This window comes from Micromonospora narathiwatensis (assembly GCF_900089605.1).
Taxonomy (GTDB): domain Bacteria; phylum Actinomycetota; class Actinomycetes; order Mycobacteriales; family Micromonosporaceae; genus Micromonospora; species Micromonospora narathiwatensis.
Genome location: NZ_LT594324.1, coordinates 428,609 through 445,848, shown reverse-complemented (window position 1 = coordinate 445,848; position 17,240 = coordinate 428,609). Strand labels below are relative to the sequence as shown.

Below are 17,240 nucleotides of genomic sequence, written 5' to 3'. Positions count from 1 at the left end.
TCACCGCTCCAGCGGCCAGATCACCAGCCCACCGGCCGGCTGCTTGCAGACCAGCACGGCGGCGGCGGTGGCGCACTCGCTCCAGAAGCCGGGAAGCACCGCGAGCATCCGGACCTGACCGGCCGGCACGTCCAGCTCCGCCACCAGCGTGCGGCCCCCGCTGACGGGGCGCGAGCCGAGCGGCCGGGACCGGTTCGGGACGAAGTCGGCCAACCGCCAGCGGCCCAGCCGGGCCAGGGTGCGCCCGGTGCCGGCGTCGAGCACCGCCAGGTCCTCCGCCCGCCAGTCGTCGGGAGCGACGAGCAGCCGGCCGTCGACGGGGATGGCGTCGCGCCAGCGGTCGGCGTGCCAGCGGGGACGGCCGGTGGCCGCGTCGTACGCCCGCAGGCCGGCCGACCGGCCGCTCAGGCAGACCACCTCGGCGCAGTCGGTGAACCAGGTGTCGCCCGCCGGCTGCCACGGAAGGGTCCACCGTCGGTCCAGCCGGTCCAGGCCGTACGCGGCGGCCGTGCCCGACGCGTCGCCGACCAGCAGCAGGTCGCCCAGCACGTGCGTCAACCGGTACGCCCGGTCGACGGCCGGAGGCAGCCGGCCGGCCCGCCGCAGCGCGCCGGAGTCGACGTCGTACACCTCGACCAGCCCGTCGCCGCCGACCAGCACCAGCGCCGTCACGCCCCGGCTCCCGTACCCGTACATCGGCCCCTTGCCGGCCAACGGGAGCGACCACCGGAGCTTTCCGGTCGCCGGGTCGACCGCCCGGAGCACGCCCGTACCGTCGGTGCCGGGCGAGTCGAAGATCACCCCGCCCGCCTGGGTCGGCGTCGGGTGGCCGGGCTGCCGCCAGCGCGTCGCGCCGGTGCGCGGGTCCAGGGCGACGGTGCGGACGTCGCCCGGGAAGCCCGCCGGGTTGCTCGCCACCAGCACCAGGTCGGCCACCGTCCACAACCCGAACAACTCGTCGCCGACGGGCAGGCTGAACCGCCACACCGGCGCGCCGTCGGGCAACCGGTACCCGCTGACCAGCCGGTCGCCGGGATCGGCCGTGCCCGGCCCGCCGGCCGTCACCAGCCGGTCGGCGAGAACCAGGAAGTTGGCGTTCCGCGGGGCCGGCACAGAGACGCCGGACGGTTGATCGGGCACCGGCGCGGCCCCGGCCAGGGTGAGCAGCACGGCACAGCAGAGCGCCGCCAACCGGGCCGATGCCGTCGGGGGCCGGCGCGGCTGCGGTGGCGGCTCGGGCTCGTCGCCGTGCCGCAGTTCCCCCAGCTCGATCATCCGGTTCACGGGTTCCGCAACAGCACGAAGCTGCCGTCGATCCGGTGGCAGACGAGCAGTGTCGCGCCGGCCCGGCAGTCCCCGACGGCGCCGGGCAGGGCGTCGCGGATCCGGGCCTGCCCGGCCGCCGGGTCCAGTTCGGCGACGAGCAGCCGACCGTTGCGGCCCAGCCGTACCGCGGTCATCGGGCCGTCCCTGTCGACGCGCGGGACCACCTGCCACTTGCCGAGCTCGGCGACGAGCCGGCCGGTGGTCTCCTCCACCACGGCCAGCACGGGCGAGGTGAGCGTCTGCTCGGCGACCAGCAGCAGCCCGTCAGCCACAGCCTCCGCCGACGCCGTCCAGCGCGGGTCGGTCCACCGGGTCGCGCCGGTGGCCGGGTCGAGCACCCACATCCCGCTCGGGTATTGGTAGGCGCAGAGCGACCGGCCGCACCGGTCGGCGTAGTCGGCCTGCGGCAGCGAGACGCTCCAGCGTTGCTCCAGCCGGTCCAGGTCGTAGCTGGTCACCGTGCCGCCGGCATCGTCGAGCACGAGCAGCAGGCCGGCGGCCACCACCGTCCGCTGTCGCCGGGGCGGCTCACCGGTACGCAGGTCACGGGCGAGCAGCCGGGCGCCGGAGGTGGCGTCGAGGACCTCCGTCGTGCCGGAGTCGTGCACCAGCACCACCCGCTCGACCCCGGCCGGTCCCCAATCGTTGTGCGGCTCGGCCGAGTTCGTCGGCACCGACCACAGTGTCCTTCCGGTGCGGACGTCGAGCCGGCGGGTCTCTTGGGCGCCGTCGCCATCACTGGTCCGCAGGAGCACGATGTCGCCCGTCGGGAAGGCCACCCCGGGGTGCCGCCAGCCGAGCCGGCCGGTCGCGGCGTCGAGAGCCATCGCCTCCCACCCCGCGTCGTTGGCGGTCCGGCCGATCAGCAGCAGCATCCCGTCCACCGCCCAGGCCAGATCGACGACGCCGGTGCCGGGCAACGAGGTCCGCCACAGCGTCCGCGGCCGATCCGCCGCCAGCCGGTACGCGACCAGCCGGCGGCCGGTTCCGCGCTCCGGGTCGACGGCCTCCACCACGTACACCCGGTCATCGACGACGAACGCCGCGGCGGCGGGACCACCCGGCACGGTGGCGGCGATCCGGCGGGGTGCGGGCGCCGCGCCGGCGAGGGTGGCCAACGCCGCCAGCAGCACCACGACGAACCGGTACGGGCGGCCGGCGGCCCGCGGTGGCCGGGTTGGCGGGTCGGGGGGCGCCTCGTCACGCAGCTCACCCAGATCGATGACCGCCACGATCACCCCTCTCCCGCGCCACCGCTGGACGGCGGCGGCCGGACCCACGTCGGGGCGCACCGGGCGGCCGGGGCGACGCCGGGCCGGCCGGTACGATGGCCCGTCGTGGCTGTGCCGGTGGTAGACCCCTCGCTGAACTCCTCGTCCGTCGCGGCCGAGCCCGCCGTGGCGGAGGTGCCGCGCCGATCCCGACGCCGGCCGGCCCGCGCCGACGTGCTGGCCATCGGAGCCTATGCGTTGCTCGGCGTTCTCGTCTGCCTCAACTACTGGGGGGACGTGCAGCACCGGGTCTCGTCGCACCTGCCGACCGACCACAGTTGGTTCGAGTGGCTCTTCGCGCACGGCGCCCACTCGGTACGGCACCTGGAGAACCCGCTGTTCACCGTCCGGCAGAACGCCCCGGACGGGGTCAACATGATGGCGAACACCTCGCTGCTCGGGGTCACCCTGCCGCTGGCGCCGCTCACCCTGCTGTTCGGTCCACAGGTGACGTACGCGCTCTATCTGGGCGCGGCCCTGTCCGCGACGGCGGCCACCTCGTACTGGGCGCTCTCCCGGCACCTGGTGCGCTCCCGCGCGGCCGCGTTCGTCGGCGGCGCGTTCCTCGGCTTCGCCCCCGGCGTCGTGCACCACGCCAACGGCCAACCCAACTTCGTCTCCAACTTCCTGCTCCCGCTGATCGTGGCCCGGGTGCTGCGCCTCGGCGAGCCGGGCCGCTGGCGGCGCAACGGGATCGTGCTGGGTCTGCTGGTGGCGTACCAGGTCTTCATCAACGAGGAGATGCTGCTGCTCACCGCGCTGGCCTGTCTGGTCGTCGTGGTCGCGTACGCGGTGCAGCGCCCGCGCGCGGCCCGCGAGCAGGCCGGCACGTTCCTCGCCGCGACCGGCGTGGGCGGCGGGCTGGCGCTGCTGCTGACCGCGTACCCGATCTGGTTCCAGTTCAACGGGCCGCAGTCCTACCGGGGCCTGCAGGGCGGGGTCTTCCACAGCTGGGGCGAGGACCTGATGGCCTTCGTCACCTTCGCCCGGGACACCGTGGCCGGTGACGAGGCGGTCGAGAAGACCATCGGACTGACCGAGCAGAACTCCTGGTTCGGCTGGCCGTTGGTGCTCGTCGCGCTGGTCGCCCTGGTGCTGCTGGTACGCCGGTCGCTGCCGGCCCGGATCGTCGCCGTGCTGGTGGTGCTCTTCAGCGTGGCCGCGATCGGCCCGAAGGTGCGCTTCGACGGGGTGGAGACCGGCGTCGACGGCCCCTGGGCGTACGTGCCGAACGACCTGCCGCTGGTCGAGATGATGATGCCGACCCGGCTCACCCTGGTGGTGGCGGGCGCGCTCGGGGTGCTGCTCGCGCTGGCCTGGAACGCCCTCTCCGGAACCGGTCGCCCGCCCGTGCCGGCCCAGCGCACCGGGAACGACCCCGGGCCGGCAAGCCCGCGCAGCGGCCTGACGCGGCGGCGGTGGCTGCGCGGCGCCGGGTACGCGGCGATCGTGGCCGCCCTGCTGCCGCTGTTCCCGCGTCCGCTGCCGGCCCAGCGGATCGACCCACCGCCACACTTCATCACCGCGGGCGGCTGGCGGCCGTACGTGCCGGCCGGCCGGACCCTCGTGCCGGTGCCGATCCCGAGCAACGTGCACGGCCTGACGACGCTGCGCTGGAGCGCGCTGACCGGGCAGGAGTTCCCGATCCCGGGCGGCTACTTCATCGGCCCGAACGAGCGGGGCGCCGGCGTCTTCGGCGCACCGAACCGCCCGACCACCAGGCTCATCTACGCCACGATGGACGCCAACCAGGTCCCGGCGGTCACCGACGAGGACCGCCGCCGGGCCGTCGAGGACCTGCGCCACTGGCGGGCGTCGGTGGTGGTGCTCGGCGCCGGCCCGCGCGAGCCGGTGCTGCGCGAGCTGATGACCGCCCTGCTCGGCCCGCCGCAACGCGTCGACGACGTCTGGCTGTGGGACGTGCGGTAAGGAGGGGCCCGGTCACGGCCGGGCCCCCGCGTCAACTGCTGAGGGCGCGGACGTCCCAGAGCCAGACGTCCAACTCCTGGCGGGCGGGGCCGACCAACTGCTCCACGGTCCGCCGCAGCGGCTCGGCGTTCGGCTGGTCCAGCGGAAGCACCACGATGGCGGCCCGCCAGTGCCGCAGCTCGTCGAGGCAGCGGCGGCGCTGCCGGTCGTCCAGCTCCGGCGTACGCCCGGTCGCCGCGACCTCCGCCAGCAGCGCGCCGATGCCGCTGGGCCGCCCGCCGAAACGGCCGGGGTCGCCGGTGACGCCGTTGCGGGGGGCGAGGAAGTAGCCGCCGGGGATCCGGAAGGCCAGGTCGGTGCTGGCCGCCCAGCGCATCGGGTCGGTGTGGCCCATGCTCGGTACCGGCACCGGCACCAGGGTCTGGTCCGGGCCGACGTACCGCCGCCACCGGTCGGCGGTGATGAACTCCGGCACCGCCGGACGGGTGGTGACCTGCAACGGCATCGGCGCGATCGGCAGCAGCGCGAGGACCAGCCCGGCGGCGGTGAGGGTACGGGCGGTCCGCCGGTCGAAGGTCCGCAGCGACCAGGCACGTTCGACGGCGATCGCCAAAAGCACCCCGACGACCACCGTGGTGATCAGCCCGAACCGGGTGGGCACCACCGCGTCGAGCAGCGGCAGCCGGACCAGCAGCTCCCACGGCCCGACGATCAGCTCCCGGTCCCACCAGGACACCCGCTCGCCCAGGGAGAGCACCGCGAAGAACAGCCCGGTCGCCGCGAGCGCCCGGACCATCACCTCCCGGCGCAGCCAGACCACGATGCCGACGGTCAGCAGCGACAGGCTCCACCCGAAGAAGGCGTTCTCCTCCGAGTAGTTCGGGGCGAGGTTGACGTTCGCCCGCTCGCTGCCGCCGATGGTGGGTGAGCCGGGGGCGAAGAACGAGGCGATGTCGTTGCCGTAGTCGCGGACCGTGTCGCTGAGCCCGTGGTACGCCATCGGCCCGGCGAACTGGACCCAGAGCGGGTACGCCAGCAGCGCCCCGGCGAGCACCGCGCAGACCGCCAGCCCGACGCCCAGCGGGCGCCATGCGGCGGCCCACCGCCGGCGCTCCTGGGCGACCACCGCGAACAGGAACACCCCGCAGGCCAGCGCGGTGAAGAGCAGGATCTCCTCGTTGATGAACGCCTGCGCGGTCACCAGCAGGGCGAGCAGCACGCCGTCGCGCAGCGGGCGGGTGGAACGGGTCAGCACCAGCACCCGCCAGACGATGAACGGCAGCAGGAACTGGCTGATGATGTTGGGGTGCCAGTTGGCGTGCGACAGCATCGCCGGCGAGAACCCGCAGAACCAGCCGCCCACGGCGGCGGCCAGCCGGTTGCGCACGACGTGCCGGGCGAGCATCCGGTACCAGGCGGCGGCGGTGCCGGCGAGGCCGAGTGTCACCAGTGTGACGAAGCTGACCGCCGGTCCGAACAGGACGGTGACCGGCACCATCGGGATGCCGAGGGCCAGGATGGCGGTGTTCGCCATCAGGTTCACCCCGTCCGGATAGTTGAACCGGTCGGTGAAGAACGGGAACTCGCCGTGCAGCACGACGCGTACCGAGTGGGCGAGGAAGAACTGCACCTGTGCCGGGTCGCTGCTGTAGAGGGCGGCCACCCGGCCGTCCGGGTCGATCCAGATCCGGCTGGTCACCCAGAGCGCGGCGAGCAGGAAGACGCCGTACGCGGCGAGGTCGAGGCGGCGCGGTGTCCACCGCCGACGTGGCGTCGAACGGCCCGGCCCGGCGTCGGACGACGCCCGTGGAGCGGCGAGTTCCGGTGCGACGGCGACGCCGCGAGGGGCGGGGACGATGCCGGTCAGGGTGTCGGCGTACGGAGGCGATTCGGCACGAGGCTCGGCAAGCGGCACAGTCGGCGGATTCTACCGGAGCCGGAAAATGGCCGCGAAACGCGCACCTGTCCACTGTGGTGGGAGCAACGGGGGCAAGGACCGGCGCGGCCGGCCCACCGGACATCTCGTACCATGTGGCTTCCAACCACGACCAACGCGATCGGGGGCGTACGGGTGGCCAGAGTCCGCCGACGCGGCACGAAGGCCATCGCGCTGCTGGCCCTGCTGGCCGCGGCCGGGTGCGGTCCCGTCGCCGGGCGGCAGCCGGCGGCGCTGCGGGCCGGCCACGACAGCCTGGACGGGCCGCTGACCGTCTGGCCCGCACGCGGCAGCCTGGCCGGCGACGCCGCCACGACCGCCACGATCACCGCTGCCGTGCGGGACTGGCGCTCGCCGGTCGGCGACCGGGCACGCCTGCCCTCCTCCGGCATCCTCTTCGCCGGCCAGGTGGCCGGGGGCCCGCTGGCCCTGGTCGCCGCCGACGTGCCCGGCGAGAGCGCCTCCTGGCTGCTGCAACTCGGCCGCGACGGGGACCGGTGGCGGGTGACCCAGGCGACCGAGTACACCGACCCCGGCTACCTGGTCTATTCCGACGTGCTGCCGGTCCAGCTCCCGGACGGCCGCCGCTACCTCACCTCGGCCCGGGTGGAGCGGCTGCTCGGCCCGGACGGCCGGGCGCTGACCAGCGCCGACGGTCTGACCGAGCCGGTCGCCGTACCGGCCTGCCAGGCGGTGGAGCTGACCGCGACGCTGCGCCCCACCCGGTCGCTGCCGCGCGGCCGGGCCGCGGACCGCATCCTCGACCTGGGTACGGCCACCGCCGCACCCCGCTATCCCCTGGTCCCCGACGAGACCGGCTCCGGCAAGCGGGCCCTGGCCGGGCTGGACACCTGCGTCCTCGCCGGCGACACCGGGCCGTTCGGCAGCGTCCCGCGACGCAGCGGCGACCGGGAGGCGCCACGTTCCGTCCCGGCGTCCTGGCCGATGGCGAAGATCGCCGTCCGGTCGCTCGGCGCGGTCGCGCTGCACGGCGGCGAGCCGGGCGACCTGGAGCAGTTGAGCTGGGAGAGCGCCACCGGCACGATGACCGCGGTGGTCTACCGCCCGGCCGACGGCGGGGCGCCGATCGTCTCCCCGGCCGACCGGTCCACCACGCTCCAGGCATACCGCCTACCGGTGCCCGGGCAGGCGCTGGCGGTGCTGAGCTGGCGCACCAACCGGGACGCCTCGTTCGCCGCGCCTCCGACGACCTCGCTGCTGGTGGAGAAGCCGGGGCTGGTGGTGCTGCCGCAGCCGGACCGGATGCAGACGTTCAGCCTGGCCGGCACCGAAAAGACCTGGTACAGGTCGCTCGGCGGCCGCTGAGCCCGTAGCGATCTTGGTAGGAAATGGCCCTCGGCGGGGCCGTTTCCTACCAAGATCTCCCAGCGGGTTCAGTTCTTGGCGGCGGCCCGGTCGGCGGGCGGCTCGACGGGCTCGGCGTCCAGGCCGGAGATCCAGCCGGTGACGTCGCGGGCCACGTCCTGCGCGGTCAGGCCGAGGTCGGCCAGGATCTGCGCCCGGGTGCCGTGCGGGTGCCAGTCGGCCGGCACGCCCAGGTCCTTCAGCGGCACCCGGACGTCGGCGTCCCGCATGGCCTGGCCGAGCGCGTCGCCGACGCCGCCGACCCGGACCCCGTCCTCGACGGTGACCACGAGGCGGTGCCCGGCGGCAAGCTCGACCAGCTCGGCCGGGACCGGGCGGACCCAGCGCGGGTCGACCACGGTCACGCCGTAGCCCTGCTCGGCGACCCGGGCGGCCACCTCCATGCCGAGGCCGGCGAAGGAGCCCACCGCGACCAGCAGCACGTCGGTACGCGCCGACTCGGCCAGCACGTCGACCGTGCCGATCCGGCGGACGGCCGGAAGGTCACCGGCGACGGTGCCGGTCGGGAAGCGGAGGATGGTCGGGCCGTCCTCCACGGCGACCGCCTCGCGCAGTTCCTCACGCAGGCTGGCCGAGTCGCGGGGCGCGGCGATCCGCAGGCCCGGCACGACGCCGAAGACGGACATGTCCCAGATGCCGTAGTGGCTCGGCCCGTCGGGGCCGGTGATGCCGGCCCGGTCCAGCACGAAGGTGACCGGCAGCTTGTGCATCGCCACGTCCAGCAGCACCTGGTCGAACGCGCGGTTGAGGAAGGTGGCGTAGACGGCCACCACCGGGTGCAGCCCGCCCATGGCGAGGCCGGCCGCCGAGGTGGCGGCGTGCTGCTCGGCGATGCCCACGTCGTACACCCGCTTCGGGTGCTTGCGGGCCAGCTTGGCGATCCCGGTCGGCTCGGCCATCGCGGCGGTGATGCCGACCACGTCGGGCCGCTCGTCGGCGATCGCGACCAGCTCGTCGGCGAAGACATGGGTCCACTTCACCGAGGGAGCGGCGACCAGCTGACCCGTCTCGACGTCGAACGCGCCACCCGGGCCGTGCAGGCAGTCCGCCTCGTCCTCCTCGGCCGGGCGGTAGCCGTAGCCCTTGCGGGTGACCGCGTGCACGATCACCGGGCCGCCGAAGTTCTTCGCGGCGCGCAGCGCCGACTCGACCGCGGGCACGTCGTGGCCGTCGACCGGGCCGACGTACTTGATGCCGAGGTCCTCGAACATGGCCTGCGGCGCGACCGCGTCCTTGATGCCCTTCTTGACCGCGTGCAGCACCTCGTACATCGGCTTGCCGACCAGCGGGGTCGAGCCGAGGGCGTCCTTGACGGTGTCGAGCACCCTCTCGTAGCCGGGGTTGAGCCGCAGCGAGGAGAGGTGGTCGGCGAGGCCGCCGATGGTCGGCGAGTAGGACCGGCCGTTGTCGTTGACCACGATGACGAGCGGGTTGCCGGCGGTGGCGATGTTGTTCAGCGCCTCCCAGCACATGCCGCCGGTCAGCGCGCCGTCGCCGACCACGGCGACCACGCAGCGCCGCTCGGCGCGCAGCGCGTACGCCTTGGCCAGCCCGTCGGCGTACGACAGGGCGGTGGAGGCGTGCGAGTTCTCGATCAGGTCGTGGTCGCTCTCGGCCTGGCTGGGGTAGCCGGAGAGGCCACCGCGCTGGCGGAGCTTGTCGAAGCCCTCCTGCCGGCCGGTGATGATCTTGTGTACGTAGGCCTGGTGGCCGGTGTCGAACAGGAGCCGGTCCCGCGGCGAGTCGAAGACCCGGTGCATGGCCAGGGTCAGCTCCACCACACCCAGGTTGGGCCCGATGTGCCCGCCGGTGCGGGAAACCTTGGTGATCAGGAAGTCACGGATCTCGGCGGCGAGGATGTCCAGTTGCTCGGCGGTCATCCGCTTCACGTCCTGCGGGCCCCGGACGGTGCGGAGCAGCCGACCGTCGTTGGCCGTGTCCTCTTCAACGCTCATGACCGAAGAGTCTATCGGCCGCCCACCGGCCCGCAGCCTGACCATGGATCTCGGCGGTGGCGAACGCCGGGTCACGGGGTGACGACCAGCCGTCGCGGCGGGACCGCCGGCACGGCCGCGTACGCCGGGCCGGCCGGGGTCCAGGAGCCCAGCACGGCGGCCCGGGACGCCCCGGTCACCGACGGGATCGCCCCGGGCAGGCCGTGCCAGGAGAGCCAGCCGAGCAGGGCGAACGCGTACGCTTCCTTGGCCTGCGCCGGCACCCCCAGCTCGTCGGTGGTCCGCAGCCGCCACCGCCCCTGCCCGAGCGCGGCCAGCCGGGCGCACAGGGTGGGGTTGCGTACGCCCCCGCCCGCGGCGACCACCTCGGTCACCCCGAACCGGTCGCACTCGGCGGCGACCGTCCGGGCGGTCAGCTCGGTCAGCGTGGCGAACACGTCGTCGGCGGCCACCGGCTCGCCCAGCGCGGCCAGCCGCTCGTCCAGGTAGCCGCCGTGGAACAGCTCCTTCCCGGTGGACTTGGGCGGCGGCGCGGCGTAGTACGGCTCGGCGAGCAGCAGCCCCAGCAGGCCCGGGTGCACCCGGCCGGCCGCCGCGCCGGCGCCGTCGAGGTCGCAGGGCCGGTCGAGGAAGCGCCGGGCCGCCGCGTCGAGCAGGGCGTTGGCCGGTCCCACGTCGTACCCGAGGACGGGCGCGCCGGGGGCGACCACGGTGAGATTGGCGATACCGCCGAGATTCAGCGCCGCCCGCGGCGCGATACCGCCGAGATTCAGCGCCGCCCGCGGCGCGATACCGCCCGGGTCGAGCGCCGTGGACGGGTCGAGCAGCAGCGCGTCGAAGGCCGGCACCAGCGGCGCGCCCTGACCACCGGCCGCCACGTCCGCCGACCGCAGGTCGTGCAGCACCGGTACGCCCACCCGGGCGGCCACCCGGGCCGGCGCGCCGAGCTGGAGGGTGCCCCGGGCCCGCCCCGCCTCGACCCAGTGGAAGACGGTCTGCCCCGGCGAGACCACCGCGTCGACCCGGCCCCCGGCCAGCTCGACCCCGATCGCCGCCGCCTCGGCGAAGACCTCCCCGAGCCGGTTGTCCAGTCGGCAGACCGCCTCGATCGTGGTGGCCCCGGGCGGCAGCAGCGCGCCGATCTCGGCGCGCAGGTCGTCGGGGTAGTCCAGGCCACGGTGGCCGAGGGGACACAGCCGCAGTGTCTCCCCGTCCCGGGTGAACTCGGCCGCCGCCACGTCCACCCCGTCGTACGACGTCCCCGACATCAGCCCGACGATCTTCATCGGGCCAGGCTAGTCAGCCGGCGGGCGGGAGGAACAGGCCGACCAGCTCGACGTGCTGGGTCATCGGGAACAGGTCGAAGCCACGCAGCGCAGCCAGCCGCCAACCCAGCCCGGTGAAGGCGCGTACGTCCCGGGCGAAGGCGGCCGGGTCGCAGGCCACGTACGCCACCGCGCGCGGGCCGGCGGCGGCGATGTGCCGCACCACCGGCGCGCCGGCGCCGGAGCGGGGCGGATCGAGGACCACCAGGTCGACCGGGCCGGTGACCCGGCGGCGGGCCAGCGCGGTCTCCACCCGGGCGGCGACGACCTCCACGGCGGGCAGGTCGGCCAGGTTCTCCCGGGCCGCGGCCACGCCCTGCTCGGCGGACTCGACCAGGGTGATCCGGGCGTCGCCGACCCGGCCGGCGAGCGCCGCGGCGAAGAGGCCGGCCCCGCCGTACAGGTCCCAGGCGGTCTCGCCCGGGCGCGGGTCGAGCAGGTCGAGGACCGCGCCGACCAGGGTGTCCGCCGCGGCCGGGTGGACCTGCCAGAAGCCGGACGCGGGGAGCTGCCACTCCCGGCCGGCGGCCACCTCGCGGACCAGGGCCGGACCGCTGACCGGGGTGGACGTCCCCTCGGCGAGCGCCGTGACGCTGACGTCCCCGCCGGTCGAGGCGACCGTCTCCACCGCGTCGGCGTCCGGCCAGCGGGCCCCGCTGGGCGCCAGCACCCGCAGCTCCTGGATGGCCGGATGGGCGATCAGGCAGCGGTCGACCGGCACCACCTCGTGCGAACGGTGCTTGAGCAGCCCGGCCCGGCCGGCCCCGTCGACCGCGTAGCGGACCCGGGAGCGCCAGCCCAGCGGCCCGCCGGGCAGGGCCGCCACCCGGACGTCGAGCGCGTCGACCTGCCCGTCGCTGAGGCCGCCGAGCCGGGTTAGCTGCTCGCGCACCACGGCGGTCTTCCAGTCGAGCTGGGCCGCGGGGGCGACGTGCTGGAGGTCGCAGCCGCCGCAGCGGCCCGGCTTCGCGTACGGGCAGGGCGGCTCGACCCGGTCCGGGGAGGCGCTGCGGATCTCCACCGCGTCGGCGCGGGCGAAGCCCCGGTGCAGCTCGGTCACCTCGGCCACCACCCGCTCGCCGGGCAGCGCGTGCCGGACGAAGACCACCTGACCGTCCACCCGGGCCACGCAGTGCCCGCCCGGCGCGACCGCGTCCACGGTCAGCTCGACTCGCTCGGCCTCCTCCAGCCCGCGCCGTTCACCGCTGCCGGCGGTCCCGATGCTCCCGGCCGCCCCGATGCTCCCGGCCGGAACGGCGGCCACGCCGCTCCCGGCCGGAACGCCCGTCACGGGCGCTCCCCGGCGCTCGGGCCGCTCTCCGCCGGCGGCGCGGAGACCACCGGCGGGGCGGCGGGCGGCAGGGTGCTGCGCGGGGCCACCCGGGGCCCACGCTTCGGGCCGCGGCTGAGCGTGGCGTCCAGCCGGTCCAGGTTCTTGGTGGCGGTGGAGGCGAGCTGCCAGGGCACGCTGGTCACCATCACGCCCGGCTCGAAGAGCAGCCGCCCCTTCAGCCGCAGCGCGCTCTGGTTGTGCAACAGGTTCTCCCACCAGCGGCCCACCACGTACTCGGGGATGAAGACGGTGACCACGTCGCGGGGCGACTCGCGGCGCACCGAGGCGACGAAGTTCAGGATCGGCCGGGTGATCTCCCGGTACGGGGAGTCGACCACGGTCAGCGGGACGGGCAGCTCGCGCCGCTCCCAGTCGGCCTGGAGGTCCCGGGTGTCCTTCTCGTCGACGTTCACGGTCACCGCGGTCAGCGTGTCCGGCCGGGTGGCCCGGGCGTACGCGATGGCCCGCAGCGTCGGCTGGTGCAGCTTGCTGACCAGCACGATGGCGTGGTTGCGGGCGGGCAGCACGCCCCGGGCCTCGGTCGGTTCCAGCTCGGCGGCGACCCGGTCGTAGTGCCGGCGGATGGCCAGCATCAGCACGTAGATCACCGCCATCGCGGCGATCGCGATCCAGGCGCCGAGCAGGAACTTGGTGACCAGCACGATGATCAGCACCGTGCCGGTCAGCGCCATGCCGAAGCTGTTGATCGCCCGGGCGCGCACCATCCGGCGGCGCGCCTCCGGGTCCCGCTCGTGACGCAGGTGCCGGTTCCAGTGCCGGATCATGCCCGCCTGGGAGAGCGTGAACGAGACGAACACGCCGACGATGTAGAGCTGGATGAGCCGGGTCACCTCGGCCTGGAAGCCGATGATCAGCACGGCCGCGAAGACGGCGAGGAACACGACGCCGTTGGAGAACGCCAGCCGGTCGCCCCGGGTGTGCAGCTGGCGGGGCAGGTAACGGTCCTGGGCCAGGATCGAGCCGAGCACCGGGAAGCCGTTGAAGGCGGTGTTGGCGGCCAGGAACAGGATCAGCGCGGTCATCCCGGCGACCACGTAGAGCAGCACCGACCCGTGGCCGAACACCGCCTCGCCGAGCTGGGTGGTGACGGTCTTCTGCACGTACCCGTCCGGCCCGGAGATGATCTGGCCGGCGGACTCGACGAACTGGAGGCGGGTCAGCCGGGCCAGCCAGACGATGCCGAACAGCATGCTCACCGCGATCAGGCCGAGCAGCAGCAGCGTGGTGGCCGCGTTGCGGCTCTTGGGCGCCTTGAACGCCGGCACCCCGTTGGAGATCGCCTCGACCCCGGTGAGCGCGGCGCTGCCCGAGGAGAAGGTCCGCAGCAGCAGGAAGACCAGCGCGAACCCGGTGACGCTGTGCTCGGCCTGGATCTCCAGGCCGGCGCTGGGCGCGCGCAGCTCGTGACCGAGGACGAAGATCCGGATCAGGCCGGTGAGCAGCATGCCGCCGATCACGATCACGAAACCGTAGGTCGGGATGGCGAACGCCGTGCCGGACTCGCGCAGGCCGCGCAGGTTCATCGCGGTGAGCAGGGTCACCGCGACGACCGCGATCAGCACCTTGTGGGCGGCCACGAAGGGGAGCACGGAGCCGAGGTTGGCCACCCCGGAGGAGATCGAGACCGCGACGGTGAGCACGTAGTCGACCAGCAGCGCACTGGCCACCGCCAGGCCGGCACGCGGCCCCAGGTTGACCGTCGCCACCTCGTAGTCGCCGCCGCCCGAGGGGTAGGCGTGCACGTTCTGCCGGTAGCTCGCCACCACGGTGAGCATCACCACCACGACCGCGAGCGCGATCCACGGTGAGAAGAGGTACGCCGACGCGCCCGCGATGGAGAGCGTCAACAGGATCTCGTCGGGCGCGTACGCGACGCTGGAGAGCGCGTCGGACGCGAAGACCGGCAGGGCGATCCGCTTCGGCAGGAGGGTGTGCTGGAGCCGGTCGGACCGGAACGGTCGACCGACGAGGAGTCGCTTCAGCAGCGAGGTGGGTCTGGCCACAACCGCCAAGAGTACGACCACCCGACGCCCGCGGTGGGGGTGGCTGATCACCCGCGCGGTACGGTCGATCCCCCGCCCGGAGCAGGGACGTGGCAGGCTCGCAGTCGACGGGCCCACCGGGGCGCACCGTGGGAGGAGCGGACACCGTGCATGTCGTGATCATGGGCTGCGGCCGGGTCGGGTCGACCCTCGCCCACAGCCTGGAGAGCCGCGGCCACTCGGTGGCGGTGATCGACCAGGACGCCGACGCGTTCCGCCGCCTCGGACCGGACTTCGCCGGCATCACCGTGACCGGCGCGGGCTTCGACGGCGAGGTGCTGCGCGAGGCCGGCATCGAGCGCGCGGACGCCTTCGCGGCGGTCTCCAGCGGCGACAACTCCAACATCATCTCGGCCCGGCTGGCGCGGGAGACCTTCGGTGTCTCCCGGGTGGCCGCCCGCATCTACGACCAGCGCCGCGCCCAGGTCTACGAGCGGCTCGGCATCCCCACCGTGGCCACGGTCCGCTGGACGGCCGACCGGATGCTGCGGCACCTGGTGCCCGAGGGCAACGTCGAGATCTTCCGGGACCCGACCAGCACCGTGTCGATCATCGAGGTGCCGGTGCACAAGGAGTGGATCGGCCGGCCGCTGCGTCAGCTCGAGGAGTCCACCGGGGCCCGGGTGGCGTACCTCAACCGGTTCGGGATCGGCACGCTGCCCACCGCCTCCACCGTGGTGCAGGAGGGCGACCAGGTCTTCATGCTGGTGACCGACGACATCATCACCCCGGTCACGTCGGTGGCGGCGGCGCCGCCGGAAGGAGGGCACTGAGCCATGCGCATCGCCATCGCCGGCGCGGGCAACGTGGGCCGGTCCATCGCCCAGGAGCTGATCGACAACGGGCACCAGGTGATGCTGATCGAGCGGCAGCCCAAGATGCTCCGCCCCGACCGGGTACCGGCGGCCGAGTGGGTGCTCGCCGACGCGTGCGAGCTGGCCAGCCTGGAGGAGGCCAACGTCGCCGGCTGCGAGGTGGTGGTCGCCGCCACCGGCGACGACAAGGTCAACCTGGTGGTGTCGCTGCTGGCCAAGACCGAGTTCGCGGTGCCCCGCGTGGTCGCCCGGGTCAACCGGGCGGAGAACGAGTGGCTCTTCACCGAGCAGTGGGGCGTCGACGTCGCGGTGAGCAAGCCGCGGGTGATGGCCGCCCTGGTCGAGGAGGCCGTCACGGTCGGCGACCTGGTCCGGCTGATGACCTTCCGGCAGGGCGAGGCGAACCTGGTCGAGATCACCCTGCCGCCCACTGCGCCGTACGTGGGTCAGCCGATCCACGCGGTGCCGATCCCCCGGGACGCGGCGCTGGTGGCGATCCTGCGCGGCAAGCGGGTGCTGGTGCCCAGCCCGGACGACCCGATCGAGGCCGGCGACGAGCTGATCTTCGTGTGCACGGCGGCCGTGGAGGACGACGTCCGGGCGGTGATCCTCGGCCCGGCCAGCGCCGAACGCGGCGGCCACGACCGGGGCTGAGCCGGGCGGCCACCCGCCGGACCGGTACGGCCGGGGGCTCAGGCCCCCGGCAACGGCGTCGGCGCGGTCTCCCGGGTCACCCGGCGCACCGTCCAGACGGTGATCAGCAGCAGCAGCGCGTACGGCGGGTAGCCCAGGGCGAGCCGGGCCACGCCCAGCGCGGTGTCCTGGTGGGCCAGGTAGAGCCCGGCCTGCACGCCCACCTTGGCCAGCCAGACCACGCCCCAGAGCACGGTGAGCTGGGTGAAGGTACGCACCAGGCGCGGATTGTCCCGCCACTCCGACCGACCCTTGGCCACCAGCACCGACCAGATCCAGCCCACCAGCGGCTGCCGCACCGCGGCGGACAGCAGCAGGGCCAGGCCGTAGCCGATGCCGTAGAGGATGCCGGGGAGGTAGAAGTCCCGCTCGTTGCCGGTACGCCAGGCGATGGCGGCGCCGATGCCGACGCCGAACAGCCCGTTGACCGCGTGCCGGACCGGCCGGCGCTGGGCCAGCCGCAGCCCGGCGATCAGCAGCGCGACGGCCACCGAGGCGATCACGGCGGGGCGCAGCTCGCCCACCACGTTGGCGATCACGAAGACCACCACGGGGACGCTCGACTCGACCAGGCCCCGCCAGCCGCCGAGCTGGTCGGCCATCTGCTCGGCGAGGCTGGGCAGCCGCTCCTCGTCCTCCGGACCGAGTTCCGGCTCGGTGGTCGGTTGCTGTCCGGTCGTCACTTCGGCGACTCCAGCTCGTAGTACGGGTTGTAGATCACCTTGCGGTCGTCCCGGACGGCGACCCGGCCGCGGGCGGTGAGGTGCCGGCCCGGCTCGATGCCGGCGATGTGCCGCCGGCCCAGCCAGACCAGGGTGACCACGTCACTGCCGTCGTAGAGGTCCGCCTCCAGGGTGGGCAGGTTGGTCCGGGGCGTGTAGACCACCGTGCGCAGCCGCCCGGCGACCGAGACCACCTGGCCGCGGGTGCACTGCTGGGCGGGCATGCCGCCCGACTCGGCGCTCTCCCGGCGCAGCTCCTGCGCCTCGATCTCGGCCTCGCTCGCGGTGAGCCGATGCAGGAGACGCCGCAGCGACAGCCGGCTCTCGTCGGTCGTCATGACCTCCGCGTCACCCTCTCCACGCTGGCCGGCCCACGCCGGCACTGGTCCGGCCCCGGGATGCCGGAACCGTCCCGCCAGCGTACGCCGAACCGGCCCGCTCGCGGACCCGGCGTAAGTGCGCAGTTGTGCCTCACTCACGTACCCC

13 protein-coding genes are annotated in these 17,240 nt (G+C 74.3%); 4 read left to right on the top strand and 9 right to left on the bottom strand.

The features are described from left to right. Together GA0070621_RS01980 and GA0070621_RS01975 are read right to left on the bottom strand one after the other, a co-directional pair. Complete coding sequence (locus tag GA0070621_RS01980) at positions 1–1,275, bottom strand: outer membrane protein assembly factor BamB family protein (RefSeq protein WP_167666507.1); 1,275 nt, start codon at positions 1,273–1,275, stop codon at positions 1–3. Positions 1,276–1,280: 5 nt separating this feature from the next. Then, positions 1,281–2,558, bottom strand: coding sequence for an outer membrane protein assembly factor BamB family protein (locus tag GA0070621_RS01975; protein WP_157739798.1), 1,278 nt, complete (start codon positions 2,556–2,558; stop codon positions 1,281–1,283). 105 nt (positions 2,559–2,663) lie between these two features. Between GA0070621_RS01975 and GA0070621_RS01970 the strand changes: the two genes are divergently transcribed. Continuing rightward, on the top strand, positions 2,664–4,526 hold the full coding sequence (locus GA0070621_RS01970) for a hypothetical protein (protein WP_091191084.1): 1,863 nt from the start codon (positions 2,664–2,666) through the stop codon (positions 4,524–4,526). Between the two features lie 31 nt (positions 4,527–4,557). Here the strand turns inward: GA0070621_RS01970 and GA0070621_RS01965 are convergent, their stop codons facing one another. Further along, positions 4,558–6,441, bottom strand: a complete 1,884-nt coding sequence (locus GA0070621_RS01965; protein ID WP_167666506.1) for a YfhO family protein — start codon at positions 6,439–6,441, stop codon at positions 4,558–4,560. A gap of 156 nt (positions 6,442–6,597) precedes the next feature. Here GA0070621_RS01965 and GA0070621_RS01960 point away from each other — a divergent pair, with 156 nt between their 5' ends. Continuing rightward, on the top strand, positions 6,598–7,788 hold the full coding sequence (locus GA0070621_RS01960) for a hypothetical protein (protein ID WP_091201886.1): 1,191 nt from the start codon (positions 6,598–6,600) through the stop codon (positions 7,786–7,788). 68 nt (positions 7,789–7,856) lie between these two features. Here GA0070621_RS01960 and dxs read toward each other — a convergent pair whose 3' ends face one another. The 4 genes from dxs to GA0070621_RS01940 all read right to left on the bottom strand — a co-directional run bounded on the left by dxs (position 7,857) and on the right by GA0070621_RS01940 (position 14,485). Next, positions 7,857–9,803: a 1-deoxy-D-xylulose-5-phosphate synthase gene (dxs, locus tag GA0070621_RS01955; RefSeq protein WP_091191082.1), complete on the bottom strand. Its 1,947-nt coding sequence runs from the start codon at positions 9,801–9,803 to the stop codon at positions 7,857–7,859. A 71-nt stretch (positions 9,804–9,874) separates the two neighbouring features. After that, positions 9,875–11,089 carry an anhydro-N-acetylmuramic acid kinase gene (locus tag GA0070621_RS01950; RefSeq protein WP_091191081.1) on the bottom strand — a complete coding sequence of 405 codons (1,215 nt, stop codon included), beginning with the start codon at positions 11,087–11,089 and terminating at the stop codon, positions 9,875–9,877. A 13-nt stretch (positions 11,090–11,102) separates the two neighbouring features. Further along, a complete protein-coding gene (locus GA0070621_RS01945) occupies positions 11,103–12,350 on the bottom strand; it encodes a class I SAM-dependent RNA methyltransferase (RefSeq protein ID WP_091201884.1) in 1,248 nt (415 codons plus the stop codon). A 65-nt stretch (positions 12,351–12,415) separates the two neighbouring features. Next, positions 12,416–14,485, bottom strand: coding sequence for an APC family permease (locus GA0070621_RS01940; RefSeq protein ID WP_091201882.1), 2,070 nt, complete (start codon positions 14,483–14,485; stop codon positions 12,416–12,418). A gap of 146 nt (positions 14,486–14,631) precedes the next feature. Between GA0070621_RS01940 and GA0070621_RS01935 the strand changes: the two genes are divergently transcribed. Together GA0070621_RS01935 and GA0070621_RS01930 are read left to right on the top strand one after the other, a co-directional pair. Beyond that, positions 14,632–15,297 carry a potassium channel family protein gene (locus tag GA0070621_RS01935; protein ID WP_091191080.1) on the top strand — a complete coding sequence of 222 codons (666 nt, stop codon included), beginning with the start codon at positions 14,632–14,634 and terminating at the stop codon, positions 15,295–15,297. 3 nt (positions 15,298–15,300) lie between these two features. Next, positions 15,301–15,993: a potassium channel family protein gene (locus GA0070621_RS01930; RefSeq protein WP_091191078.1), complete on the top strand. Its 693-nt coding sequence runs from the start codon at positions 15,301–15,303 to the stop codon at positions 15,991–15,993. A gap of 38 nt (positions 15,994–16,031) precedes the next feature. On the opposite strand, the gene GA0070621_RS01925 is transcribed toward GA0070621_RS01930, so the two are convergent. Next, the gene (locus tag GA0070621_RS01925; protein ID WP_091191077.1) at positions 16,032–16,715 is read right to left on the bottom strand and encodes a DUF3159 domain-containing protein; all 684 of its coding nucleotides are present in this window, start codon (positions 16,713–16,715) and stop codon (positions 16,032–16,034) included. Further along, positions 16,712–17,092, bottom strand: coding sequence for an OB-fold nucleic acid binding domain-containing protein (locus tag GA0070621_RS01920; RefSeq protein WP_091201879.1), 381 nt, complete (start codon positions 17,090–17,092; stop codon positions 16,712–16,714). Before GA0070621_RS01920 ends, GA0070621_RS01925 begins: the two co-directional genes overlap by 4 nt. Positions 17,093–17,240 lie beyond the last annotated feature (148 nt).

Bases quoted from the DNA above. Each gene is read 5' to 3' on its own strand.
- GA0070621_RS01980 (WP_167666507.1), bottom strand. From the start codon at position 1,275: ATGATCGAGCTGGGGGAACTGCGGCACGGCGACGAGCCCGAGCCGCCA.
- dxs (WP_091191082.1), bottom strand. From the start codon at position 9,803: ATGAGCGTTGAAGAGGACACGGCCAACGACGGTCGGCTGCTCCGCACC.
- GA0070621_RS01950 (WP_091191081.1), bottom strand. From the start codon at position 11,089: ATGAAGATCGTCGGGCTGATGTCGGGGACGTCGTACGACGGGGTGGAC.
- GA0070621_RS01930 (WP_091191078.1), top strand. From the start codon at position 15,301: ATGCGCATCGCCATCGCCGGCGCGGGCAACGTGGGCCGGTCCATCGCC.
- GA0070621_RS01920 (WP_091201879.1), bottom strand. From the start codon at position 17,092: ATGACGACCGACGAGAGCCGGCTGTCGCTGCGGCGTCTCCTGCATCGG.